Origin of the sequence: Shewanella sp. SP1S2-4 (assembly GCF_031932075.1) — a bacterium.
GTDB lineage: Bacteria > Pseudomonadota > Gammaproteobacteria > Enterobacterales > Shewanellaceae > Shewanella > Shewanella baltica.
The window spans coordinates 110887-129732 of the sequence record NZ_JAUOET010000005.1 but is presented as its reverse complement, the minus strand read 5'-3'; the positions used below and the strand labels follow the sequence as shown (position 1 = coordinate 129732).

Below are 18846 nucleotides of genomic sequence, written 5' to 3'. Positions count from 1 at the left end.
TAAGCCCAACGGCGCTTTTGAATTTTAAAAGTGTGTGGTTTAATGCAGTAAATCTATAGTTCCCATTCTTTAGTTATTAGATATTACCAGCCTAGCAGTAAATAAATTATTTGCAGATGAGCGAGTAAAAATCCAACCCAGTTGATTCGCGAGACGTTTCACCAGTAAAAGCCCTAAACCAAATCCATGGCGGCCCTTACTATTGTAGGAATTGGTTATTGCTATACAACAAGCATCTTGAGTAATATTAATATCGACTCCACCATGTTCAATACTATTCCTTAATAAATTACTTATTATTATTTTTAAAGGCTGGAGCTGAACTAGCAAACAAGTATCATCAGCTAATAACTGTATTTTTTGTTCATGACCATGTACTTGTTGCTGCTCCTCGATAATACTGAGAAGTAAAGGTGACAGAGCTACGTTTTCTTTTTCTAGGCTGGAGCACTCTTTATTTGTTAACCATAGCAGTGTTTCAATAAGAGACTTCATTTGTCCAGTCGCTTGAGAAGCATACAAAGTCGCTCCAGTGAGTTCACCTTGTTGTAAAGCGAGGATTTCGAATGAAGACTGGCATATTGCAACAGGCGTACGTAATTCATGGCTAGCAAATCGCAGAAAATTTAGCTCCCGCTGCTGAGCCTCTTGAAGTTGTAAAATTGAGTTATCTAAAGCATCAACAATAGCCTTTAATTCAGCATATTCTTGTTTCGGTAAGCTAAGTTTCCCTCCTCCCTCCCAATCATGCTGCTTAATCGCATGGCTAATTTGATGGACAGGTGTAATCACTTTACTTTGCATATAAAACGCAAGGCCTGCGCTTGCACAGAAGGTTATCAATACTAGAAGCAAGATTGCAGTCATGTTTTTAGGTGCAAATTGCAAGTCATGGGTAACGCTGTACTGCAGCCAAACATAGAGTGGCTGGCCACTCTGTGTGTAGTACACACTCAAAGCATCAACAAAGGGACCTTCTGCATGCTCATACAGAATTGTATTCGCATCAGTTAAGACTTCATCATTACTTAATTGTCGAATCAGCGGAGGGATATCTGACCAATTAAGATAGACGGTTAAGTTATCAGTTTTTAGAATCGGCTGATTAAGTAATTGTTTTTGCGGTTGAGCATGTTCCGCCATAGTCAGTAATGACTCAGCAGCTTGCCCTGCATTATGTATGGTGACCTCATGCATAGAAATCATACCTGCACACATCATGCACAGTGGTATAAAGCTATTAATACCTAATGTTATTAATAGAAAAATAACACCCCATACTTGGTAGCTCCGCTTGAGGCTAAGCTTAGGAGCTTGCATTGATATCATCCCTAAGGCTTAGACCGACTCCACGAATCGTATGCAATATTTGTCGTTCAAAGGGTCGATCTATCACCCTTCGTAACAGATGAATATGGCTGCGTAAACTATCACTATCAGGAGCACTATTGGGCCAAATCGTTCGCTCAATCTCTTCTCTACTCACTGTTTCTGGGCTACGCCGAGCTAATAAAACAAGGATCTGCCAGCCTGTTTTAGGTAAAGCAAGAAGCTGTCCTTGGCGATATACCCTATGGTTTCCAAAATCAATTTCTAGCTCCCCAATGACTAGCCTTTGAGGCGCCGGACGACGCTGAGCAACCACCTTCAATCGCGCGACGAGTTCCTCCATTGCAAATGGTTTTACTAAATAATCATCCGCGCCAACAGCAAACCCATTCAAGCGCTCATTCAGACTACTACGTGCGGTTAACATTATTATGGGCGAAGTAATGCACTGTGCTTTCCAGCGTTCACATGCTTCAATCCCATCACCATCAGGCAAATTTAGGTCGAGAATAATAGCGTCAAATTGCTGCTGACTAATGAGCATATCAGCCTGAGCTAGGTTGAAAGCGTAATCGCACTCTATGCCACTCAATTCAAGATATTGAATGATGTTGTTAGAGAGAAGTCGATTATCTTCAACCAGTAATATCAACATATTTAGATCAACTCATATTGATGGGCTAAATGGATTAAGTTTGCTCTATTTGTAGCCCCAAATTTCTTGCGCATAGCTTCCATATGATATTCAACTCCTCTGACACTTATCGGGAGCTGAGTTGAAATTTCGTCATTCTGAAGGCCGTTTGCGACCATGAGCAGGATATCTCTCGCATTATCTTTAAGTAGCGAGCTTTGTAGAAATGGATTGAACAATTGTTTATTACATTCAAACAGCTTGTTTTGGGCTTCCTTTAAAGTGTCTGCCAATCCCTCTAACACCACCTCCGAGGCACTAAGATGGCTGAGTAGTATGAAGCGGCCAGCCCAATGACGATTAGAGTGGCAAGAGATGGGCCAGCTCAAAACACTTTGAATATTATGCTTACTAAACAGTAGGCTGGTCTTATCATTTTTTTCACTCGTGAATCTATACATATAAGATTTTGAAGTATCCAATGAAAAACCAAAATTGAAATCATGGGAGGCTATCTGATTTAAATAAAAACGCTGTAATTCAGCCATAACAGGGGAAGAAGCTATGCTGGCGATAGGTTTTCTTAGTGCCGTAGGAGAGAACAGATTGGTATCTTTTGGAAAGTGATAATTTTCATACGCACAATGTGGAACTCCTTGAAACCAGAAACCACAAAAACCATGTAGCTTTAAAGAGTAGTTTATCGCCTGAATAACGTCCTTCAGCGTTGATGCCGTATCTGCATTTGATCGCGCCAGTTTAGCGTCCATAAATACCCTCCAAACGAAATAATATAGGAAGGTATCTCAATACAAAAAATAAACAAAACCCATTGATACAGATACTTACATCTTGTCGCAAAAGTAAAACTTATTCTTTTTTACTCAGTATTTTTGACATAATTTTGACATACACAAAGATATAATGGAGCAATGCTTTTAACCGTTTTTAAATATCATCCAACAAGCCTGGCGCCTCAGCCCTTGCCAAACACCATACCTGCACATGTACGTATCGCGCTTCGAATAAGCGGGCAATTTCAGAGACTGTGGTGCCTGTCGTGACCACATCATCCACCAGTGCAATCCGCTGGAACGCAAAATCATCCGCTAACATAAAGGCCCCGTGTAAGTTGCGTCGTCGCTGTGCACCCGAAAGTCCGGCCTGCGGCCGAGTGTCTTGCTGGCGCGTTAATCCCTCGCTCACTAATGGCAGTTGTAAGAGCTGTGAAAGCTCATGAGCAATTAACCACGCCTGATTAAATCCCCGTTGTTGTAAGCGTTTGGGATGCAATGGGACTGGCATTATCGCTTGAGGCAGCGAGATTAATCCTTGCTGTTCTAATACCTTAATGCGTGCCACTAAGGCGCTACAAAGCACGGGCAAAGCGGCAAGTTGACCTTGATATTTAATCGCACCAACCCAAGCACCCAAACCTTGATGATAACTACAAGGCGCAATGACTTTACGTGGCTGGCGCTTTTGGCATTCACCGCAATAATCGACTTCTATTTGCATCGACTTACCGCAACCTAAGCAAATAGGCCCATGATATAAGCCAGATTGAAGACAAACGGCGCAAATGCCAGTCTCGGGAAGTGATATGGATTGGTGGCACAGCAGGCAACGGTTAGGTAAACTGCCCGCCAACCACCTTGTGCTGAGTTGATAGCCTAAACACACTATCCGCCAAGCGGATGGCGGCCAAATCCTTTTAACAAAGCGCGACATACCTTCACCTAATCCATTTTTGAGGCACTCAAGTGAGCCAAGTGACATCCACAAACCACGCAAATTTGCATATTGAAATCAGAGGCCAAGGGCCAGATCTGGTGATGCTTCACGGTTGGGGAGTCAATAGCGCTGTGTTTACGCCATTACATGAGTCACTGTCTCAGTATAGGGTGCACTATGTCGACTTGCCGGGCTTCGGCCATAGTCAGATGGTGGAAGGTGATCTATTAGCTTGGGTCGATGCCTTAGTCGTCGCATTACCAGAACACGCTATTTGGGCCGGCTGGTCACTCGGTGGGCTCGTGGCGACTCAGGCAGCACTGAGTTATCCACAAAAAATCAAAGGCTTGATCACTATCGCTTCATCACCCTGCTTTATGGCGAGAGAGGATGAAGCATGGCCGGGCATCCCCCCCCAAGTGCTGAGTCAATTTAGTGAACAACTTGGGCAAAATTTACCTAAAACTATTGAGAGATTTCTAGCGATTCAGGCCATGGGTAGCGAAACCGCCAAAGAAGATATCAAACGGCTGCGCGATCTTGTTCTTGCGCGCCCATTACCCGATGCCAGAGCCTTAAATCAAGGTTTAAGCATGCTGACTGACATCGACTTAAGACCGCAACTGACAGAATTACAGCAACCTTGGCTAAGAATCTGGGGTCGACTCGATGGGCTAGTGCCCAAACGCGTACCACCTAAGATGCCGATCACGCCGCAAATTGAAGATGTGATGCTTGCCAAAGCCTCTCACGCGCCCTTTATTTCCCATCAGCAGGAGTTTTTGCAGGTATTTATGCCTTGGTTAGCGTTACAGACACGCTAACGCTTTATCTTTGAGCGATTAATGGCTAGTATTTAACCATTAGTGTACCAAGGAATTTTCCATGTTAGTTGTCAGTAACTACCCCCAAGTCCCACTAGCGACCAGTAATGTCGCGACGGACTCGGCTCGGGTCGACAACCAACTGAAACCTGTGGTCATTCCCCCACAAGCTGCCACTAAAGGTCATGAAGAACGCGCCTTTAATCCGCAGAATGAACGCACAGCGGATCAAACTCAGCAACAAACCAAAACGCTCGAGAATAATCAGCAACAAGTTCAAGAAAAACAGCAGCAACAGCAATCCTCGCAGCAACAAAGCCAACAACAGCAAGAGAAAAAAGCCCCCCTTGTGGTGGCCGAGCGGGTGTTACCTAAGACGCTTAAAGTTGCTGCACGCGGTCAAGCGGCGCTGCAACGTAAGGATATCCGCTTAAAGGTCAGTCAAGGTGCGGCAAATTATGCCAGCAGTAACGCCAAAGCGAATACCAGTAGTGCGGCGCGTCAATCGCTCCAAGGAGAACCGACTCAATTTTATCAACAGCTTGGACAACGTATTGGTCAGTTCTATCAACAACAGACTCAGCCAGAGCAAGAATCTATCATGTCGACGTGGATTTAACTTATTCCAATCGGATTAATCTTTTCCCGCACAAGATGAACAAAAATAATAAACAAAAATGCCGCTAAATAGCGGCATTTCTTATGCTGTTTAACGCTTATTTAGGCAAACGATACAGCTCTTGCTGGTAGGCCAAACTGCCCCATAATGCCCAACTTAAGGCTTTCTTCTCTAACGCTGCCGCAGCTGGCGCATAAGGCGTTAACTGCTCAGTTTTTTCGTTATATTCGAAACCTTGAGCCGCTTTTTCTGGCTGCAGGATCACTACATCTTTACCTTCCATCAGGGCAAAGTTTTTATCGTATTGCATTAACGCGCGTCCAGGCCAATCATCGCTGACCTGAGTCAAATCTCGGCCCAGCATAGGATAAGAGTCTGAAATACCAATCAATGATAGAAGTGTTGGCGGTAAATCAATTTGGCTCACAATACGATGATCGCGTTTTGGCGCTAAATTATCCCCAAGGATTAAACCCGGAATCCGAAAACGCGATACTGGAACCAGATCTGCACCACCCACTCGGCTGTCATGGTCGGCAACCACGATAAAAATCGTGTCTTTCCAATAGTCCGCGTTTTTCGCCAATTTGAAAAACTCACCAATCGCATAATCGGCATATTTCGCTGCATTGTTGCGGGTTTGCTTAGGTTGCTCGTACAGCTCGATACGATCATCAGGGAATTCGAATGGATCGTGGTTGCTCGAGCTAAAAACTAGACTAAAGAAAGGCTTACCTTCACTGTGTAGACGCTCAAACTCACTATTCGCTTTGCGCATTAAGTCTTCATCAGAGGCGCCCCACGAGCCCACAAAGGCCGGAGATTTATAATCTTTCTGATCTATGATGTCACTAAAGCCGTTGCCCAAAAAGAAGCTACGCATATTGTCGAAATGGCTCTCACCACCATAAATAAACTGCGTTGTATAGCCATGATTTTTAAGTAATTCAGCTATGCTGAAGAAGCCAACTTGGCTCTTACCCAGTTTCACCACAGCACGAGCTGGCGTCGGGGTAAAGCCTGTCGTTACAGCTTCTATCCCGCGCACTGAACGAGTACCAGTGGCGTACAAATTATCGAAATACCAACCTTCTTTGGATAAAGCATCGATATTCGGAGTCAGCGGTAAACCACCTAAACTCCCCACAAAACGAGCGCCTAAACTCTCTTGTAGTAGGATCACTAAGTTCTTTGGCTTTCCGGTATAACTGGCTTGGTTAAAGCTTAGCGATGGGATATCCGTTGAGGTAAATGCACTGTCAGGACGACCACTTTCCTGTCTTATGGTCGCAATAATCTCAGCGTTATCTAACTTGCCATACACTTTAGAGGCATCTTCTTCACTGCCCATCTGCTTGATGGCAAACACTAATGAATAGGCTGAGTTGATGACTAAAGAGTTCACTAATGGATCGTCGGCAAACGCCACCATAGCAGGGTTAATCGGTCTATGGCCTAAGGTTGAACGCGCACCCAATAACGTCATGGCGATAACAAGCACTGCCAATACTGGACGCCAGTACCAGCGCGGAAAACGTAGATTTTTAGTGAGCTTACCGCTTAACACCCAGCCGCCCCAAAGCGTACCGATAGTTAATAGCACGGAGAAGATCAGCTCAAGTTTGCGACCCGCCCACAGCATAGAAAGCACTTCTTTCGGATAGATCAGATATTCCACATACAAACGATTCGGGCGAATACCGTATTCTTCAATAAACGCAGGGGTCGATGCTTCTAAAAAGAGGATGATCCACAGACCGACAGTTAACCACACCCGTAAAATCGGCTGCCACAGACGGCCAATAAAATGATCACCCGAAAACAATGCGGTTCCTAAGGCAGCAATACCCCATAACCAGCACAGGGTAGCGATATCGACGCGTAAACCTTGGATTAAGAGATGCGACCAACCATCCACAGCGGCCACGCGATCGGCTTGCCACAGCCCTAAAGCGATACGGCTCGCGGTGGCAATAAAAAGCACTAATAGCGAGAAAATAAAGATGGCGCGGAAAGGCCCATGGGCATTGTTGTGCCCGCGAGGTGATAAACCAGATTGCATGTGTTACCCCAAAACGTATAAAGAGCCACTCAGCGTTGGAGTGTCAATTTGAAAAAAAATCGATGAATAAGCTGTGCTATGACAACCGATTTTGCTTAACGTTGCATTAAATGCCGACTTTATATTCCCTAAGACGACATTGATGCAACAATTTTGTGAGTAACATGTAAAAAAGTCGACTCGGACATGGCTTAAGTCCGAGTCTTAACGGTTAACGCTTACTTTTTCAGCTTAGCGAAGGCATCGGCAAAGGCATTGCCCATGGCCGCGTTCGCAGGTGCTTTAGGTGCTTGCTTTTGCGTAGGACGCGCAGCAGGTTTCGCTGACTGTGGTGCCTTACTGTTATGAGTTCTGGCAGGATTGTGCGGTCTTTGCTGCGACTTGCTTTGGTCGATAGCTTCGTCCAAACGCATGCTCAAACCGATACGACGACGCTCAACATCCACTTCCATCACTTTAACTTTGACCACATCACCCGCTTTCACGATTGTGTGGGGATCGCTAATAAACTTGTCGGTCAGTGAAGAGATATGCACCAGTCCATCTTGATGTACGCCAATATCGACGAAGGCACCAAAGTTAGTCACGTTGGTCACCACACCTTCGAGCACCATTTCAGGTTTCAAGTGCTTAAGTTCTTCCACGCCATCTTTAAACTTGGCGGTTTTAAACTCACCACGGGGATCGCGTCCCGGCTTATCCAGCTCAGCTAAAATATCCGTCACAGTCGGCAAACCAAATTCCGCAGTAATAAATTCTTCAGCCTTAATGCTGCGCAGTAGATCTGAGTTACCCATCAGGCTCGCCAACTCGACTTGCTTAGTCTTAGCGATAGTTTCCACTAGCGAATAAGCCTCTGGATGTACAGACGAGGCATCGAGTGGGTTGTCACCTTCACGAATACGCAAAAAGCCCGCCGCTTGCTCATAGGCTTTAGGCCCTAAACGTGGCACTTTCAGTAACTCTTTACGATTCTTAAACTGACCATTGGCATCGCGGTAATCGACCACATTTTTCGCTAACGTCTTGTTTAAACCCGCCACTTGCGACAACAAAGGCGCAGAGGCCATGTTGAGATCCACACCCACACCGTTTACACAGTCTTCAACCACGGCTTCCAGTGAACCCGATAATTGGCTTTGGCTCACATCGTGTTGGTATTGACCCACACCGATAGACTTAGGCTCAATTTTCACCAGTTCGGCTAACGGATCCTGCAAACGGCGGGCGATAGACACAGCACCACGAATCGAGACATCGAGATCGGGGAACTCCAGCGCCGCCAATTCCGATGCCGAATACACAGACGCGCCCGCTTCGCTGACCATTACTTTGGTCAAGTGTGGATGGGTATCTTTCACGGCGGCAATCAGCTCAGCGGCCAGCTTGTCGGTTTCCCGTGATGCCGTGCCGTTACCAATCGCAATCAATTCAACCTTATGCATTTTGACTAAGTTCGCCAGAGTACGAATCGACTTTTCCCACAGATTTTGCGGTGCATGCGGGAAAATCGTCGCATGGCACAACATCTTACCCGTGTTATCGACCACCGCCACTTTCACGCCAGTACGTAAACCTGGATCGAGTCCCATGGTCGCTTTCGCGCCCGCTGGAGCGGCCATCAATAAATCACCTAAGTTACGGGCGAAAACTTTAATGGCCTCGGCTTCGGCGCGTTCGCGCATTTGCGAAATAAACTCGGTTTCCATCTGTAGCGCAATCTTAATGCGCCATGTCGCCGTCACCACGGTTTTTAACCATTGATCAACGCTGCTATCGCCTAATTTCAGCCCTAAGTGATCACAGATAATCACTTCGCAGTAACTACCTTGGCCCGCTTCGGCGGCGGGGTCTGCATTCATAGATAAGGTTAAGAAACCTTCGTTACGGCCACGCAGCATAGCCAGCGCACGGTGTGATGGGATCTTAGCTAACTGTTCGGTATGCTCAAAATAATCTCGGAATTTCGCGCCTTCTTTCTCTTTACCGGCAATTAAACGGCTTTCTAACACACTGTTTTGGCTTAAATGCTCACGCACTTTACGCAGTAATTCAGCGTCTTCGGCGTAGCGTTCCATCAGGATATAACGCGCACCTTCGAGCACAGCTTTAACATCGGCAAAACCCGCTTCGCTATTGATATAACCCGCCGCTGTAGTCTCGACATCTACGCTACGATCAACCAGTAAGGCATCGGCTAATGGCTCAAGCCCAGCTTCGATAGCGATTTGGCCCTTAGTGCGGCGCTTAGGTTTGAAGGGCAGGTATAAATCTTCGAGACGTGTCTTGCTGTCGGCGTCGTCAATAGCCCTTTGTAATTCTGGCGTTAACTTACCCTGAGCTTGGATGCTAGACAGAATCACTTGGCGTCTGTCGTTCAGCTCACGCAGGTAACCTAAACGTGTGTACAAGGTACGCAGTTGCGTATCGTCTAATCCGCCCGTGGCTTCTTTACGATAACGGGCAACGAAGGGAACTGTCGCACCATCGTCAAGCAGAGTGATGGTTGCGGCAACTTGTTGCTCACGAACATTCAGTTCTTGAGCGATAATCTGAGCGATGTTATGTGCATTAGTTTGCATAAATAAAGTGTCGTGCCTAACTGTAAAGTAAGTCGTTATTGCGCCAAAGATACCACAGGCGCCCCGTATGTTTCATGCTAAAGCCTAGGTCAAAGCAGAGTCTTTGATCTTTCCCCGTCATGCCATGGTGACCGCAGCGGTTGTCACGGCAGCAACCCTGTCGCTAATCTGCCTCGCTGGCGAGAGTGGTTTCAAAAGGAGTGTAACGGATCTGATTGATATACCACTCTTTTGGACCCGATGGCGTTTGCACTACCACCTCATCGTCCACTTGCTTGCCGATTAAGGCACGCGCCATGGGCGAGTCGATGGTGATGTAGCCCAATTTGGTATCGAGTTCATCTTTACCGACGATCCGATAACGCACGCGATCACCCGCTTCATTTTCAAGCTCGAACCAAGCGCCGAAGAATATTTTACCTTCCTGCTGCGGCGAGTAATCGACAATTTTTAATTCTTCTAACCGCTTAACTAAGTATCTGACTCGGCCATCAATTTGTCTTAACAAACGCTTGTTGTAAGTGTAATCAGCGTTCTCGCTACGGTCGCCCTGCGCCGCCGCCTCTTGGACTTTAAGGGTAATTTGCGGCCGATATTCTTTCCACAAATACTTCAATTCTTTATCTAAAGTTTGCCAACCCTGTCGGGTGATCAAATGCGCTTTCATAACTCTTTATTATCCACATGCTGAGCAAAAAACAGCGGCAATTTCACAAAATGCACGCTAAAAATCACATACAAACTCACAGGCTAAAGCCCTAGACCTACTACTTGGTTACGTCCATTCTCTTTCGCCAAGTACAATTGCTGGTCCGCTGTTTCGATCAGCGTTTGCCAAGTCAAATCACTTTTGGGCAGCACGCTCGCAACACCCGCACTAATCGTCACTTCTTGGAAGCTCGACTCGAGATGCTCAAGATGTAAAGCTTGTACTGCATTTACTATCTTCTGTGCCGTATGAATGGCACCGGCAAGCTTGGTTTCTGGCAGAATACAAATAAACTCCTCCCCGCCATAACGTGCAACAAAGTCAGTCGCGCGCAGCAGAGAATCGCTTATGGCTTTTGCAACATGCCGCAAGCATTGGTCACCTTCCTGATGACCATAACGATCATTAAAACGTTTAAAAAAATCCACATCTAGCATCACCACAGATAAGGCTAACTCGTTGCGGCAGCAATGTTTCCATATTTCAGGAAGTCGCTGCTCAAACTGACGTCGATTGGCGACACCCGTTAAACTGTCAAGCAGCGCGATAGAGTGCAACAGATCGGATTGTCGCTTGAGGGTAAACTGATTTTTTACCCGCGCAGTGGTGATAATTGGATTGATAGGTTTATGGATAAAATCGACTGCTCCAAGCTGAAAACCTTTAACTTCTTGCACTTCATCAAAATGAGCCGTGACAAAAATAACCCCAATAGTCGCGGTTTCAGGATCGGCTTTAATATGTTGGCAAACGTCAAAACCCGACATACCAGGCATTTCAATGTCTAACAGCACTAAATCTGGCTGTACCTTCTGGCATATGCCTATCGCCTGCTCACCATTAGTCGCCATAAACAACTCATACTCTTCATTGAAGAGTTGATGCAATATTTTGATATTGAGCGGCTGATCATCAACGATGAGGATCTTACCTTTCTCACTTTGGGGCCGAGCAATTAATTCTGCAAGATGCATTACGCCTCCTCCAACATGATAATCCGTAGCGTATCTAATGCCTGATTAAAATCGAGCGCTTGCACTTGCCCATGCAATATGGACCATTGTGGATGGCCTGACAGCAATTCAGCTAACTGGTCAGTTAAGGCCATAGCCTCTAAATTGTTCTCTTTTAATAGGTTCATTAGGGTATTAAGGTCCGTCTTAACACTTTGCACCGATACCGAAGAATACACGGCTTTTTCTACATTATCGCTAATAACTGCATTAAATTCTTCCACCTCAAAGTAGGTTGAAAGCTGCTGACTACTCTGATTAATGAGTTCCTCTAACGTATCCGTCCAGCGCTTAATATCTATCAGTTCAGGGCATTCTTGCTTAAACTGTTTCTCTAAGTAAGCCGCATGCGCAGCTAAACGCCGAGCACCAAAATTACTGGCAATGCCTTTAATACCATGGCTAATCGCCGCCGCTGTTGAGTGATCAAATATCTTAGTCGACAGCTTAAAGAGCGCGAGTTGCTTCATCATTTCAGGCGCAAAACTTTTGGCCATTTTTTGGAAGAAAGACTGATTCCCCCCAAAACGACGCAGGATCAGGCGAATATCATCGAGTAATTGCTCATCACTCTGATCCTGCGTCGCTTCAGGCCAGTGCCCTTCAAATTCAGCAGAGGTCATATCCTCACGGCCAACTAAGCGCAAAATACTCGGTAGTAATAGTGGCATATCGATGGGTTTGCCAACATGGTCATTCATACCCGCATTGAGACACTCTTGCCTATCGGACTGTGAAGCATTAGCTGTCATCGCAAGTATCGGTAATGCTGCAAAACGTCCATCTGCGCGGATACGTCGAGTCGCCTCCAATCCATCCATATCGGGCATTTGCATGTCCATGATGACAATATCGAATAAGTCACCACTCTCGAGCACCAAGGAAACACCTTCCATGCCGCCTTCTGCCAATACGACATTCGCGCCCTCATAACTCAATAGCTCATCGATAACTTGTCGATTGAGTTGATTATCTTCCACCACTAATATGGTTAGCCCTGCTAAAAATCGTTGTGAACGCGGCTGAGGGTGCGCCTCCATTGTCTTACCTTCGATGGCATTTAACACAGCTTCTGCCAAGATCTGCGATGTCACAGGTTTAGTGAGGAAATTAACGAAAGGGACATGTCTAATCTGCTGACTCTCGGCAATCACTTCATGACCGTAAGCCGTTAACATTACCACCAGCGGAGTCTGGTTATTCGCGTCTGAGTTACGCAGCATTTCGGCGGTTTGCAACCCATCAAGGTCTGGCATACGCCAATCCATCAACACCACATCAAACGGTGCCGATTTTTCATGGGATTGTTTAGCCTTCTCTAGAGCAGCATATCCGCCTAAGGCAGTTTCAACCTCACACCCAAATCCGGTCAAAATTTTCTCTAAAATTTCTACCGTCAATTCATTATCATCAACCACTAACACTCGGTATCCGCTAAGGTCTGCGTGCCGAGTTTCTTCGACTTGTATGATAGGAAACGTCACATCAAACCAGAAACGGCTTCCAACACCCACCTTGCTGGTCACATGTAACTCACTGCCCATAAGGCCGATCAGCCTTTTGCTTATTGCTAGCCCGAGCCCTGTGCCCCCAAAACGGCGTGATGTTGAGGATTCTGCCTGTTCAAATCCGGTAAAAATCCGCTCAATCTGCTCGTCACTGATACCAATACCCGTATCGGTAATTGAAATTTGCACTGTGACTGTATCTGCCTCATGTCGTAAACATTCAATGCCGACAATCACTTGACCGTGGTGAGTGAATTTAAGGGCATTACCTGCGAGGTTAACGAGGATCTGTTGCAATCTAAGTTGATCTGCTAACAGCCAAGGAGGCAAAGCCGTGTCGAGATCAAACATCACCTCGACATCTTTATCACCATGGTTACCCGACAGTACAACGGCAAGATCCCGCATCAGCAATTCAATCGAACAGGGATGAAGATCGAGTACTAACTTGCCAGCATCAATTTTAGAAAAGTCGAGAATGTCGTTCAGCAGTCCTAATAAGGACTTAGCGGCCGTTTGAGTTTTATTAACATAATCTTGCTGCTGCTTAGACAAAGAGGTGTATTGAATTAATTGCAGCATGCCTAATACGGCATTCATTGGGGTGCGAATTTCATGGCTCATATTGGCTAAAAATGCAGACTTAGCCGCACTCGCCGCATCGGCCTCCTGCTTAGCTTCTCGCAAGCTTTCTTCCAATTGTTGCTGTTCAGTGATATCTAAATTAATCCCAATCACTCTAATCGCATGACCCTGTTTATCGCGCTCTACTTGGGCGGCTGCCTGAACGAAGCGAATCGAGCCATCTGTCCTTACCACCCTAAAAATAGGGTCATATTTCGCCGTTCCTTCAACAGCGCCTTTCAATTTAGCATCAGCAAAAGCAATATCGTCAGGATGGACCCGCATCGACCAGTGCTCATAGGTTAATCCTTGTTCACGAAGACTTTCAGGCTGATCGTAAATCGCAAACATACGTTCATTCCATTCAAGCGAATTACCGAGCAGATTCCAAGTCCAGATACCTAACTGAGCCACTTCGGCGGCCTTACTTAAATGGTTACTGGCCGTCATCAGTGCTTGTTGCTGCAGTAACATCAGTGAAATATCGACGCCAATGCCTAAATAACCAATAATCTCGCCAACACTGTCCCGCATCGCAGTGACAGAAAGTGACACTTGAAACTGGCTACCGTCTTTACGCACATAGGTCCAATTGCGGGTTTCCGAACCTTCGGCTCTTGCCTTATAGATGAAAACATCAAAGCCTTGAATGTCGTGACCATATTCAGCGGAGAGCTCCGCAGACCTGACCATTACCTCCTCTGGCAAATGCAGAGGCGCAGGGGTAGATTGACCTATCATTTCCTCGGCTGAATAACCGAGTAAGCGCTCTGCTCCACGGTTAAAAATGGTGATATTCCCTTGTACATCAGTGGCTATGATGGACATTTCAGAGGCGGCATCGAGCACGTTAGTCAGTAATGACCCTAAGTTATTTTTCTCAATCTGTGTCAACTTACGGTCGGTAATATCAATCCTTAATGCCACAAAACGTTCAATTTTACCGTATTCATCAAATACTGGACCAATCACAGTATCGAACCATTTCAACGTTTGGTGCTTATCACGATTGCAGATTTCACCGTGCCAAGACTGTCCCACGTTTATCTGTTGCCACATAGCTCGCCAGAAAGATGCATCATGTTCACCTGACTTGAGTATTGCATGGGTTTTCCCCACCAGTTGCTCACGCGCATAGCCACTAATACGGCAAAAATTATCATTCACCTCTAAGATGACGCCATTGGGGTCAGTAACGGAATAGAGTAGCTGTTGATTAATAGTGTCGAGCAAGGTTTGGTTTTCGAGTAACGCCTGCTGCAGCGCATGGGTACGCTTGGCTACTTGCCGTTCGAGACTCGCATTTAAGCTCAATATATATCGCTCAGCTTCCTGCTGCGCCGTAATATCGCGGATCGTTTGACTCATACCTACTATGTTGCCGTGTTCGTCGTAAATAGGCATGGCTGTTGTCGAGGTTGATAAATGGCTACCATCTTGTCGTTGATGGCTAGATATCCGATTTAATAAGGTTTTCCCCGCTAACACTTCGGCGAATAATGCTCTTTCTTGCTGCACTATGCTGGCAGGAATAATCAATTTACAACACGACTGGCCAAGAGCGTGCGCCTCGGTATAACCAAATAACTGCTCCGCACCTCGGTTCCAACTGGTAATTTGGCCTTTAGTGTCATAACTGATAATGCCATCGAGGGAATGCTCCAGCATGTTAGCGCGCCTTGCCTGCTCAAGTTGTACTTGTTTCTTACGCTGCAAACTAATAGACCACATGGCAATTAACGCAGCTAAAAGCAGGCTAAACAAACTGCCACTCAACAGCACTAAACTGGGCTGATTAAGACGCAGTGACTTAATAAATGATGGATAAGCGATGACTTCTATCTGCCATTGACGCCCAAAAATGTCTTTCGTCATTTTATGGCGATATGCAGATAGTGGAGACGCATCATCAGGGTGTGTTTCAAAAAAACTGATGGGGTGCTCAGCTTGGGTGATATCGCTAAGGAGCAGCTTAGTCATCTTTTGATTTAGCGCTAACCCAGTCAGTACTTCATTCGTCACTAAGGGTGCATAACTCCAACCATACCCAGCTGAAAGTCTTTCCTGTTGTGTTTTAGGTACTAAACCCGTGCGATAAATAGGCTGCAGAATTAAGAATGATTGTAGCGGCCTGCCCGTAGCCTGCACTAATGTGATGGGTGCAGATAAACGCACTTCACCGGATAACATCGCCGCATCGGCAGCGGCTTTACGATGTGCCTCTGAGGCAATATCTAAGCCAACGGCAGCTTTATTGCGGTCTACTGGCTCAATATATTCAATAACGTATCTTTCACCATCATGAGCGTTAAGTTGGCGAATATTAAAATCAGGCCAATCATCTTGACGAACTCTTACTATAAATGCCGCTTCATCGGCACTGGGTACTCGACGAATAAAGCCAAATCCACGGGCGCCGGGAAACTCATGGTCCACATCCCGCGTTAAACTATAACGATGGAAGCTAGCACGACTAATATCATGCTCACCCGCAGTGACTATCGTGCCGCGTGCCCCGCGTAAACCATATTGATATAAGGTAATACGGTTAATCACGTTCTCACTGATTTGCTCCGCGTTTTCGCGCAAGGCTTGCTCAATCGTTTGGGCGTTCATGCGCCCCGTCAACCCTGTTAATAACGCGCTTAGCGCCAATCCAATCAACAGGACTAATAAGCCCCATTTCGAAGCATTTTTATAACTCATGGACAAGTGCATAAACGCCTAATATTTTATAATCAGAGAGTTATGATTTTGGACTAATAAAAATCCTTTTGCCACTCAGCGAGTGGCAACAAAGGATAAATGCGCCAAAAGTTGCTGATGCCCATTTAGTTACAATTTCACCCTTGGCGTGAATAAACGCGAGTATTCCCATGCAATTTCATTTGCTTAGTATTAACATTGGGCAATAAATGTCAGCATTTATCGCATTCAAGCCACTAAGGTGAGCTAGTCGCCTAGGTTGAATGCGGCTATATTAGGCAGATTCGTTTTCAATTTCAGCCAGTTGGTTAATCTTAACTGTTTCTCGTCAGTAGAATAAGCACCAATCTGAGCAATTAAAGGACATCCCATGGGACAAGAAACCTCGAAAATCCTCGTCGTCGATGATGATATGCGCCTGCGAGCGTTACTCGAGCGTTACCTGATGGAGCAAGGTTATCAGGTGCGCAGCGCAGCCAATGCCGAGCAGATGGACCGCCTATTAGAACGTGAAAACTTCCATCTACTCGTGCTCGACTTGATGTTGCCCGGTGAAGATGGCCTGTCTATCTGTCGCCGTTTGCGCCAGCAAGGTAATCCTATTCCTATCGTGATGCTGACGGCCAAGGGCGATGAAGTCGATCGTATTATTGGCCTAGAGTTAGGCGCCGACGATTATCTGCCAAAACCTTTCAATCCACGGGAATTACTCGCACGGATCAAAGCAGTGATGCGTCGCCAAACCCAAGATGTGCCCGGTGCGCCCGCCCAGCAAGAAGCACAAATCAGCTTCGGTGAGTTTTCGCTAGATTTAGCCACCCGTGAGATGTACCACGGCGACGAATCGATTGCACTCACCAGCGGTGAGTTTGCCGTGCTTAAAGTGCTTGTCACCCATCCACGCGAGCCCTTGTCGCGGGATAAGTTGATGAACCTCGCCCGTGGCCGCGATTATTCTGCGCTAGAACGCTCCATCGACGTGCAAGTGTCACGTCTGCGCCGCTTAATCGAGAAAGATCCTGCAAATCCGCGTTACATTCAAACTGTGTGGGGATTAGGATATGTGTTTGTGCCCGATGGCGCCGCGCGTCGATGAGCCGCGTTGCCATCTTAATCTGCTGCGGTTATTGAGCCCACGATGAAACCTAAGTTTTGGTGGCGGTTTGTGCCTCGCAGCGCGTTTAGCCAAACCGTGATGCTGATTGGTTGTCTATTACTGATCAATCAGCTGGTGTCTTACGTCACGGTTGCCGTCTATGTGCTTAAGCCAAGCTACCAACAAATCAATCAGTTAATTGCTCGCCAAGTCAAATTACTGTTTGTCGATGGCATAGATATTGGCCGTGAGCACTTAACCATAGTCGACGCCCTCAATGCCAAAGTCCACGACGATGGCATGAAGATCTACAATCAACAGCAAGCGCGCGAAGCCGGTATTGAGCAAGCGACTTACTATGGTTTCTGGTCGGCGCAGATGTCGGAATATCTCGGCGGCGACGCCGAAGTGCGTGTCACCCACGGCAGCGTATTGCAGATTTGGATCCGTCCGCCACAGGCGCCCTCGATTTGGATAAAAGTGCCGCTAATTGGCCAAAATGTTTCAGACCTTTCGCCGCTCACCCTCTATTTAATGGTCATTGGTGCCCTCAGCGTCGCTGGGGGTTGGTGGTTTGCCCGCCAACAAAACCGCCCACTTAGACGACTACAAAAAGCCGCGATTGCCGTTTCCCGCGGTGAATTCCCCGAGCCCTTGCCGCTGAATGGTTCGAGTGAAATTGTCGAAGTGACTAACGCCTTCAACCAGATGGCGCACAGCATGAAACAACTGGAGCAGGACAGAGCGCTATTGATGGCGGGGATTTCCCACGACTTGCGCACGCCGCTCACCCGTATTCGGCTCGCTTCTGAGATGATGGTTGAAGAAGATCAATATCTTAAAGATGGCATAGTCTACGATATCGAAGATATGGACGCCATCATCAGCCAGTTTATTGCGTATATTCGCCAAGATCAGGAAACCAGCCGTGAGCTAGGCCAAATCAATAAACTCATTCAAGATGTCGCTCAAGCAGAGGCCAATCGCGCCGGCGAAATTGAAGTGGTGTTAACTGACTGCCCAGAAGCTCAATTCCAAGCGATTGCCATAAAGCGGGTACTGAGTAACTTAGTCGAAAATGCTTTTCGCTATGGTTCTGGCTGGATCCGCATTAGCTCGCAGTTCGATGGCAAACGTATCGGTTTTAGTGTTGAAGATAATGGCCCAGGAATCGACGAGTCACAAATTACCAAACTATTTCAACCCTTTACCCAAGGTGATATCGCCCGTGGCAGTGTCGGTTCAGGCCTAGGCCTCGCCATCATCAAACGGATTATCGATAGACACCAAGGGCAAGTCACCCTCTCCAACCGCGCCGAAGGCGGTTTAAGGGCCCAAGTGTGGCTGCCGCTGGAATAACGCGAGATCACATATCGGCAAATCAAATGACAACGCTGACATTCATG

13 protein-coding genes are annotated in these 18846 nt (G+C 46.5%); 4 read left to right on the top strand and 9 right to left on the bottom strand.

What is annotated here, in order from left to right:
• Window positions 1-69 precede the first annotated feature (69 nt).
• The 4 genes from Q4Q52_RS07630 to Q4Q52_RS07615 all read right to left on the bottom strand — a co-directional run bounded on the left by Q4Q52_RS07630 (window position 70) and on the right by Q4Q52_RS07615 (window position 3694).
• Window positions 70-1320 (bottom strand): HAMP domain-containing sensor histidine kinase, encoded by a 1251-nt coding sequence (locus Q4Q52_RS07630; RefSeq protein ID WP_311990261.1) that lies wholly within the window; start codon window positions 1318-1320, stop codon window positions 70-72.
• A complete protein-coding gene (locus Q4Q52_RS07625) occupies window positions 1307-1984 on the bottom strand; it encodes a response regulator transcription factor (RefSeq protein WP_006084628.1) in 678 nt (225 codons plus the stop codon). The genes Q4Q52_RS07630 and Q4Q52_RS07625 overlap by 14 nt, the downstream gene beginning before the upstream one ends.
• Window positions 1985-1986: 2 nt before the next feature.
• Entirely contained in the window at window positions 1987-2733 is a 747-nt protein-coding gene (locus Q4Q52_RS07620; protein ID WP_311905475.1) for a helix-turn-helix transcriptional regulator, read from the bottom strand.
• Window positions 2734-2911: 178 nt separating this feature from the next.
• A complete protein-coding gene (locus tag Q4Q52_RS07615) occupies window positions 2912-3694 on the bottom strand; it encodes a ComF family protein (protein WP_311990260.1) in 783 nt (260 codons plus the stop codon).
• A 32-nt stretch (window positions 3695-3726) separates the two neighbouring features.
• Between Q4Q52_RS07615 and bioH the strand changes: the two genes are divergently transcribed.
• Both bioH and Q4Q52_RS07605 read left to right on the top strand, forming a co-directional pair.
• Window positions 3727-4521: a pimeloyl-ACP methyl ester esterase BioH gene (bioH, locus tag Q4Q52_RS07610; protein WP_311990258.1), complete on the top strand. Its 795-nt coding sequence runs from the start codon at window positions 3727-3729 to the stop codon at window positions 4519-4521.
• 61 nt (window positions 4522-4582) lie between these two features.
• Window positions 4583-5140: a hypothetical protein gene (locus tag Q4Q52_RS07605; protein ID WP_011845432.1), complete on the top strand. Its 558-nt coding sequence runs from the start codon at window positions 4583-4585 to the stop codon at window positions 5138-5140.
• A gap of 97 nt (window positions 5141-5237) precedes the next feature.
• Here the strand turns inward: Q4Q52_RS07605 and Q4Q52_RS07600 are convergent, their stop codons facing one another.
• The 5 genes from Q4Q52_RS07600 to Q4Q52_RS07580 form a co-directional block, all read right to left on the bottom strand.
• Entirely contained in the window at window positions 5238-7202 is a 1965-nt protein-coding gene (locus tag Q4Q52_RS07600) for an LTA synthase family protein (protein WP_259483618.1), read from the bottom strand.
• A 218-nt stretch (window positions 7203-7420) separates the two neighbouring features.
• Entirely contained in the window at window positions 7421-9784 is a 2364-nt protein-coding gene (locus Q4Q52_RS07595; protein WP_311990257.1) for a Tex family protein, read from the bottom strand.
• Window positions 9785-9947: 163 nt separating this feature from the next.
• Complete coding sequence (gene greB / locus Q4Q52_RS07590) at window positions 9948-10451, bottom strand: transcription elongation factor GreB (protein WP_006079584.1); 504 nt, start codon at window positions 10449-10451, stop codon at window positions 9948-9950.
• Between the two features lie 83 nt (window positions 10452-10534).
• The gene (locus Q4Q52_RS07585) at window positions 10535-11467 is read right to left on the bottom strand and encodes a diguanylate cyclase (protein WP_311990255.1); all 933 of its coding nucleotides are present in this window, start codon (window positions 11465-11467) and stop codon (window positions 10535-10537) included.
• Window positions 11467-16356 (bottom strand): PAS domain S-box protein, encoded by a 4890-nt coding sequence (locus tag Q4Q52_RS07580; protein ID WP_311990253.1) that lies wholly within the window; start codon window positions 16354-16356, stop codon window positions 11467-11469. The genes Q4Q52_RS07585 and Q4Q52_RS07580 overlap by 1 nt, the downstream gene beginning before the upstream one ends.
• Window positions 16357-16714: 358 nt before the next feature.
• Between Q4Q52_RS07580 and ompR the strand changes: the two genes are divergently transcribed.
• Both ompR and envZ read left to right on the top strand, forming a co-directional pair.
• The gene (gene ompR / locus Q4Q52_RS07575; protein ID WP_006079507.1) at window positions 16715-17440 is read left to right on the top strand and encodes a two-component system response regulator OmpR; all 726 of its coding nucleotides are present in this window, start codon (window positions 16715-16717) and stop codon (window positions 17438-17440) included.
• A 42-nt stretch (window positions 17441-17482) separates the two neighbouring features.
• Window positions 17483-18799, top strand: a complete 1317-nt coding sequence (envZ, locus tag Q4Q52_RS07570) for a two-component system sensor histidine kinase EnvZ (RefSeq protein WP_311990251.1) — start codon at window positions 17483-17485, stop codon at window positions 18797-18799.
• Window positions 18800-18846 lie beyond the last annotated feature (47 nt).